Source organism: Caballeronia sp. (assembly GCF_028292365.1).
Lineage (GTDB): Bacteria > Pseudomonadota > Gammaproteobacteria > Burkholderiales > Burkholderiaceae > Caballeronia.
On the sequence record NZ_JAQGMM010000573.1, the window covers coordinates 1 to 6,098 of the forward strand.

Consider the following 6,098-nt stretch of genomic DNA (forward strand, 5'->3'; position numbering starts at 1 on the left):
TCCTCGCCGACGCTTGAATCTACAGACCTAAAGCGTCGCAAAACCCCCGATTCGCCTCAAGTCTTTTCTCAACTTTCTCCCCCAAGCCTAACAACCACGTGCCTTTGCGGCTACCGCGCCCGGCAAAGTTTACTTGCGTTTACTCCGTATACCTCTTAGTCTTCGCTTACCGTCGGTTCTACCTTTTAAGGGAGAATCCGCGTTTTTGGTAGAACCAGAGCCACCGGGAATAACGCATGGATATTAACCTTTCGACGCCACCCATCGAGGTGACGCCGGACGACCTCGTCAATTTGGCGGCTCGCTCCGCGAAAATGCTCGAGCGAATTCGCACTCAAATGCTCCAGCCGTTCCCACGGAAGGTTGCCCCGGTGTTCCCGAGCGGCAAACTGCAGGAACTGTGCGGTATCGACAAAGCCCGCTTCTCCTATCTGATCAAGAAAGGGGAACTGCCTCAAGGCACCCAGGAAAAGCCCGGGGCCGCACGGCAATTTACGCTCGCCGAAACCATTGAATGGGTCAGGGCGGAACGCAAACCAAGACAACGTCCGCCGGGAAAAGACGGGAAAGTCATCGCGATCGGCAACTTCAAGGGCGGCGTGACCAAGACCACGACGTCCATGGTGCTGGCGCAGGGTTTGTCGTTACGTCACGGCCGCCGGGTCCTCCATATCGATATGGATCCGCAGGGCAGTGCGACTACGCTGTACGGGATCAACCCGCACGCGGAAATCAATGGCGACCAGACTATTTTGCCCTTGATCGAAGCTTACGTCAGTGGCGAATCCTTTGATATGAAGCATTTGCCAATGCAGACGTATTGGGAAAATCTTGATCTGATCCCGTCATCCACGGACTTGTTCAACGCTGAATTCATGCTGCCGGCGCGCGTTCACGCGTCTCCGAGTGCAAAGTTCTGGAACGTGCTGAACGACGGACTCAAGGAACTCAAGCACGAGTACGACTACATCATCATCGATACCGCGCCCACGCTGAGTTACTTGACCATCAATGCGCTTTTCGCGGCAGATGGGGTCATTGTGCCGGTGATGCCGGACACACTCTCGTTCGCATCAATGGTCCAGTTCTGGTCACTTTTCTCCGACATGGTCTCCGGCATGAAGGAGTTCGGAGAGTCGGCCGATGAAGCCAAGGTATTCGACTTCATCGACATCCTGGTGACGCGCATGCCGAACAAGGCGAATGCGTCCATCGTTCGTGACTGGATCATTACGACCTACGGCGAGCGCGTCTTGCCCGTCGAAATTCCGGAAACCGACCTTGCCAGGACGACCACCAACGATTTTTCGACGGTCTACGACTTCCCGAACTACGACGGCAATGCCACAACGCTTCGACGAATTCGTGTGCCGTATGACCAGGTTGTCGATCTGATCGACAGCAAGGTCTGTTACCTCTGGGACAAGGAGTAAGCATGTCTACAGCAGCGAAACAAAAGGCAAAGGCGGCAGGAATTCGCCTGGACGACGATGGGATTGATACGCCTTCGGAACCGGTCGCGCCGCGCACCGCGCCCGGGCAGTTGATCGGTCTTCAAGGGCGGGTTCACAGCCAGCAGGCCGAGATTGACAAGCTGAAGCGGGCGCTGGAGCAACGAGCGCCCGGCAAGCTTCCGCTGGACAAGCTTCATGAGATTCCGGGTCGTCGCCGACGCCTTACACCTTCAGAGTACGCGGAACTTAAAGCGAACCTGACGGCCTACCCTCTCGCGCAGCCTATTACGGTGCGCGAGCGCCACGATGGCGAGTACGACATCGTGGCCGGTCATAACCGGGCCTCGGTGTATCGCGAACTGGGGCGAACCGAGATTGACGGCATCGTGCTGGACATCGATGCGTCGATGGTTGAGTACGCCGCCTTCTTCTCGAACCTCTTGTCGCCTACTCTTTCGGACTTCGAGAAATTCTGGGGCTTCAAATCGCTTCAGGATTCCACCGGGATTACGAAGGAAGATTTGGCGAAGGCTGCGGGTATCAGCGACTCGCACGTCGGGCGGATCATGAAGTTCGATCTGCTGCCGGACGAGTGCAAGGAACTGCTGGCAACTCGACCCGAACGTTTGGGAAGTAACGCCGCAGAGCAAATGGCGAAGGCGGTGGCTGAGGGTCGTGTAGATAAAGTCAAAGCGGCTATCGAGCGGCTTTTGAGTGATGACACATATACCCAAGCACAAGCGGTGGCAGCAACGAAGCCGGACCGGGCGCCCCGTGAGAAACACGAACCTCTGATTGTCAAACGCGGGGCCAAGAAGGTTTGCCAGATTTCGGCTCGAAACGGGGTGGTCGGGGTGTCGTTCTCAGGAAAAGCTGCTGACGAAGCAGAACAGTGGGCAGAACGAATTCACGCGTTTATTGAATCGGAACTCGAAAAGCAGTGATCCCTAGTAGGGAACTGCTTTAAATCAATGACTTAGCACGCAGCACACCAATACCCGGAAGCCGCGAATCGAGGTTCACGACTTCCCTAGTAGGGAACCGTTAAAAATCATGGACTTAACCAAACAGCCGGGAACGATCATGAACTGATTTCGAATGCAGGAAAAACAAAAGCCTTCGGCGGGAACCGAAGGCTTTTGAGTAACCGGGCTTCGCTGTCGCTTGCCCACCGCTGCATTTCTCCGACGGGAATCGGATAAAGGCCCAACACCTCGAAGTGTAGCGGATAGCGATCGGCAGTCAAGCGTTTCTCTTCCATTTTGAAGAAATGGACGTGTGACATGCTTATCGCGCAACTTTCTGTTGCTGGCGAGGGGGACTTGTACCCTCTTCCACTCCCCGACGACTCCGTCGATATCGACCAAACCGCGCTGGATGAATTTCTCGCCGGTCAATCAAATCTCCCTTGGGTTGTATTCCGCGCCGCGCATCGTGCTGCGAACTTTCCTGCACTCCCTGCGCGCGCTCGCGCCGTGTTGGCCGCACTTGCACGCACGGTTGACGCCAATCGGCCATACGCCGCCATATTCGCCCGCCGTGAGCTTCTGACCGGACGTGCCATGCAATCAATGCGCACGTTTTATCGGAGTCTCGACGACCTCGAAGCCGCTGGCCTGATTGAACGCGTTCCTCAGAAACGTTTCGGGACAGCCGGCCTGTTTGGTCGAGCCTATCTGCACCTCACCGAAAAATCCGGCATCGTGCTTGGGTACGTGTCTCAGCCGTCCGGAATGCAGTCGTCCGACACCCCGGATGCCGAAACGCAATCTTTCCCTCGCCCGCTTCCTTCTACTTCCGCTACTCAACTCACCGACTTCGCATCGCAGGACGATGAGGCACTCAGCGCATCCGGCCATTCATTTAGTCAGCCGTGTGTCACGGTGGCAGACGGAGCTATATATAAGGATCTATTCCCTAAGAATCAAAAGAGACAACCAGGAGAGCTCCCAGCGGATCTCCAGCGCTTGCTGAGTTTGGGTTTTCGTCAATTTTTGATTTTTAAACTCATGCGAGAAGCGAAGGTGCAGGCAAAGCTGCTTTCAGACGTAGTCGAAGCCACCTGGGAGCATCTGCGAAATGCGAAGCGCCCGATAAGCTATCTTCGCGCCCTGCTGCGTTCGCCGGTTGATTTTGGACATCAGATTCGGGCCAAACGACTCGCTGCCGAACAACAAGCCGAGGAAAACGCGCAAGCCGCGAACATCGACGCCACTGTGCGCCAGTGCGCCGGACACGTGTTTATCGATACGGCAAACACCCGCCTCATCACGGTCTCCAGCACAGCCGATTCGATCAGCATCCACGACTACCGCGAAGCAAGGCCACGCGTTTCCACCGGACAGTGGGCAGCGGCGTTCGTCGCTGCGCTGAACGCGAGGGAAGTCATCCGTGCGACGCCCGATCAGGTCACCGCATTCCGATTGAAGTGCGACAAAAATCATACGCTCCAGCTAAAGACCACGGTGCCGGCCGGACACGCGGCGCCGCCACGGACGAGAACATCGACGATCAACGATCGCCTGAATGAGATGAAGAAGATACTCCGAGCTTCGTGTGCTGGCGTTTCCCTGAATACTCGTGACGTGCAGCTTGACGTGAGTTCAGGACAAAGTCTGAAGGCGAATGGTTAATGGCGCGCTTCCGTTCGTCCTTCCTCCGCGCTGAACTGGAATGCTCTCGGCTATCGCTGCACGAACAGCACTCATTGATCAGCATCATCAGCGTGTCTCTGGACGTCAGTGGCATCGGGATTCACGTATGAAAGCAGCCCGCTTTCTTTCTGTTTGTTGGCGGAGCGCTCACCCGAGGTGCGTTGTTTCGTGGTCAAACATCGACTCGACCTGCACTGAGAGCTGCTGCGCAACGCGGCAGCTCTCAGAAAATGGATCGAACAAAATCAACCTCCACGTGCAATGCCGAAGCGCCGAACGTGATAGTCAACGTGTTAGAACTCGATCAATCGCAACTAACGGTCAGACGGCCAAGCGTCCGCGATTCGCACCGCGCGGAGTCCAACAATCAGCTCGTCACACATGCAGTCCGTATTTAAAAAGCGCCCAACCCGACCGTTGCCAATCCGTTGGCGACGCAATCCAGCTGTATAACTGCCTGACGAAACATCCCTACGCGAAAGCGCGAACGAGCTTGCGTACCCCGGACCCAGCACAAACCCCACCACTGAAAGTGACCGAGGGCAAGCGTGATGACCATGTCCGGGAGATTCATTGATATCAGATCCCGCGAGCAAATCGATCCGCCAATAGTCAATTGAATGGAGCCCGCCCACAGACACGGACACCGGCCCCAATAGCGTAAAACCGACCTCACGATCATTCTTTCAAACACGGCGCATCAAGTATCATGCTGGTGGGATCTTTGTCAGACGGGAATACAATAATGACAGCCGAAATGGGTTTGGTGCGGCCGGAAACGCTGCGTCATCAGGTGGAGAATGTGCTTCGACAGGCCATCACGTCCGGGCGCTTCGCACCGGGCGCACGGCTCATCGAACGTGAATTGTGTGAGACGCTGGGCGTCAGTCGGACCTCGGTTCGGGAGGCATTGCGCCGGCTGGAAGCTGAAAAACTGGTACGGAGCGTGCCGCATAAGGGGCCAGTGGTTGCGATCATGTCGAAGCAGGAGGCCACGGAGTTGTATGCAATCCGAGGCTTGCTCGAAGGTTTCGCTGCCGGAGAATTTGCGCGAATTGCGGACGAAGCTGCCATCGCACAGTTCGGCGAAAAGGCGAAGGCGCTGCGCGCACAAGCGATGGCCGGCGATCAAGCGGGCGTACTCAAGGCGAAGACCGAACTCTACGATGTACTACTCGATAACTGCGGCAATGCCCTGGTGAAAGAGATATTGACGAGCCAGTACTCCCGGGTCAACCTGCTGCGCGCGACCTCATTGATGCATCCAGATCGCCTTCCAGCCAGTCTTCGTGAAATCGACAAATTATTCAAAGCGTTGAAGGCGCGGGATGCGGAAGGTGCCAGTGCGGCCGCGCGATTGCATGTGGCAAACGCGGAGAAAGCGGCAATGCGGATGCTCGATGAGACGGCGGAAGACTAAGAATAAGGTTCGGAAGTTAGAAGGAGCTGACCACCGCGCAACGCGAACAAGAATATTAAGGAGACCGTTTCCAACTGGAGTTGGCAACGGTCTCTTACATTCCAATACCACGATTTTTGGCGATTGGTCGCGCGCCCAAGCCGCGCTAGTTGCCTTCCCGCCCGTGAGTTATCAAACCAGCCTCAGTCTCGCCATCACTCAATGACCGAAATAGATGGAATGCGTCCCGTCCGCTGGGGCCATTGGCGAGCGTACGCCCGAAGCTGACGTGCCGCTCATCGAAGGGCCATATGACGTAGCGGTTACGCCGCGTTCCGATTCCACGCGCTGTTCAGCGGCTTGGGCCTGGTTGGGATAAGTCGTGCGGTCGGCCGCGGGGTTGTAGCCCGCCTGTTCCATTTGTTGAAGATCAGTCCTTACCGCGGAGCGCGTCACTTGCGTGTTGTCTTGAGCGAAGGCGAGCGCCGGAGCGGCGAGTGCTGAGGCGATAACAACAGCAGGAATAAAAGTCTTGAACATGATCGATCTCCCATGAAGTTACTAAGCGGATATATGCAAACTGCAGGCCAG

Annotated in this window: 6 protein-coding genes; 4 read left to right on the forward strand and 2 right to left on the reverse strand. The window is 56.3% G+C overall.

What is annotated here, in order from left to right; all coding sequences use genetic code 11:
• The first annotated feature begins 236 nt into the window (after window positions 1-236).
• The gene (locus JWR14_RS33735) at window positions 237-1,433 is read left to right on the forward strand and encodes an AAA family ATPase (protein ID WP_299718128.1); all 1,197 of its coding nucleotides are present in this window, start codon (window positions 237-239) and stop codon (window positions 1,431-1,433) included.
• Between the two features lie 2 nt (window positions 1,434-1,435).
• Entirely contained in the window at window positions 1,436-2,398 is a 963-nt protein-coding gene (locus JWR14_RS33740) for a ParB N-terminal domain-containing protein (RefSeq protein ID WP_299718130.1), read from the forward strand.
• Between the two features lie 137 nt (window positions 2,399-2,535).
• Here JWR14_RS33740 and JWR14_RS33745 read toward each other — a convergent pair whose 3' ends face one another.
• Window positions 2,536-2,739 (reverse strand): hypothetical protein, encoded by a 204-nt coding sequence (locus JWR14_RS33745; protein WP_299718132.1) that lies wholly within the window; start codon window positions 2,737-2,739, stop codon window positions 2,536-2,538.
• Here JWR14_RS33745 and JWR14_RS33750 point away from each other — a divergent pair.
• Together JWR14_RS33750 and JWR14_RS33755 are read left to right on the forward strand one after the other, a co-directional pair.
• A complete protein-coding gene (locus JWR14_RS33750; RefSeq protein WP_299718134.1) occupies window positions 2,738-4,087 on the forward strand; it encodes a replication protein O in 1,350 nt (449 codons plus the stop codon). The genes JWR14_RS33745 and JWR14_RS33750 overlap by 2 nt on opposite strands.
• Window positions 4,088-4,853: 766 nt before the next feature.
• Window positions 4,854-5,528, forward strand: a complete 675-nt coding sequence (locus JWR14_RS33755; RefSeq protein ID WP_299718136.1) for a GntR family transcriptional regulator — start codon at window positions 4,854-4,856, stop codon at window positions 5,526-5,528.
• A 198-nt stretch (window positions 5,529-5,726) separates the two neighbouring features.
• Here JWR14_RS33755 and JWR14_RS33760 read toward each other — a convergent pair whose 3' ends face one another.
• On the reverse strand, window positions 5,727-6,047 hold the full coding sequence (locus JWR14_RS33760) for a DUF4148 domain-containing protein (RefSeq protein WP_299718138.1): 321 nt from the start codon (window positions 6,045-6,047) through the stop codon (window positions 5,727-5,729).
• Window positions 6,048-6,098 lie beyond the last annotated feature (51 nt).

Excerpts from the sequence above, each read along its gene's own strand:
- JWR14_RS33745 (WP_299718132.1), bottom strand. The coding sequence starts at position 2,739 with ATGTCACACGTCCATTTCTTCAAAATGGAAGAGAAACGCTTGACTGCC.
- JWR14_RS33755 (WP_299718136.1), top strand. The coding sequence starts at position 4,854 with ATGACAGCCGAAATGGGTTTGGTGCGGCCGGAAACGCTGCGTCATCAG.
- JWR14_RS33740 (WP_299718130.1), top strand. The coding sequence starts at position 1,436 with ATGTCTACAGCAGCGAAACAAAAGGCAAAGGCGGCAGGAATTCGCCTG.
- JWR14_RS33750 (WP_299718134.1), top strand. The coding sequence starts at position 2,738 with ATGCTTATCGCGCAACTTTCTGTTGCTGGCGAGGGGGACTTGTACCCT.
- JWR14_RS33760 (WP_299718138.1), bottom strand. The coding sequence starts at position 6,047 with ATGTTCAAGACTTTTATTCCTGCTGTTGTTATCGCCTCAGCACTCGCC.
- JWR14_RS33735 (WP_299718128.1), top strand. The coding sequence starts at position 237 with ATGGATATTAACCTTTCGACGCCACCCATCGAGGTGACGCCGGACGAC.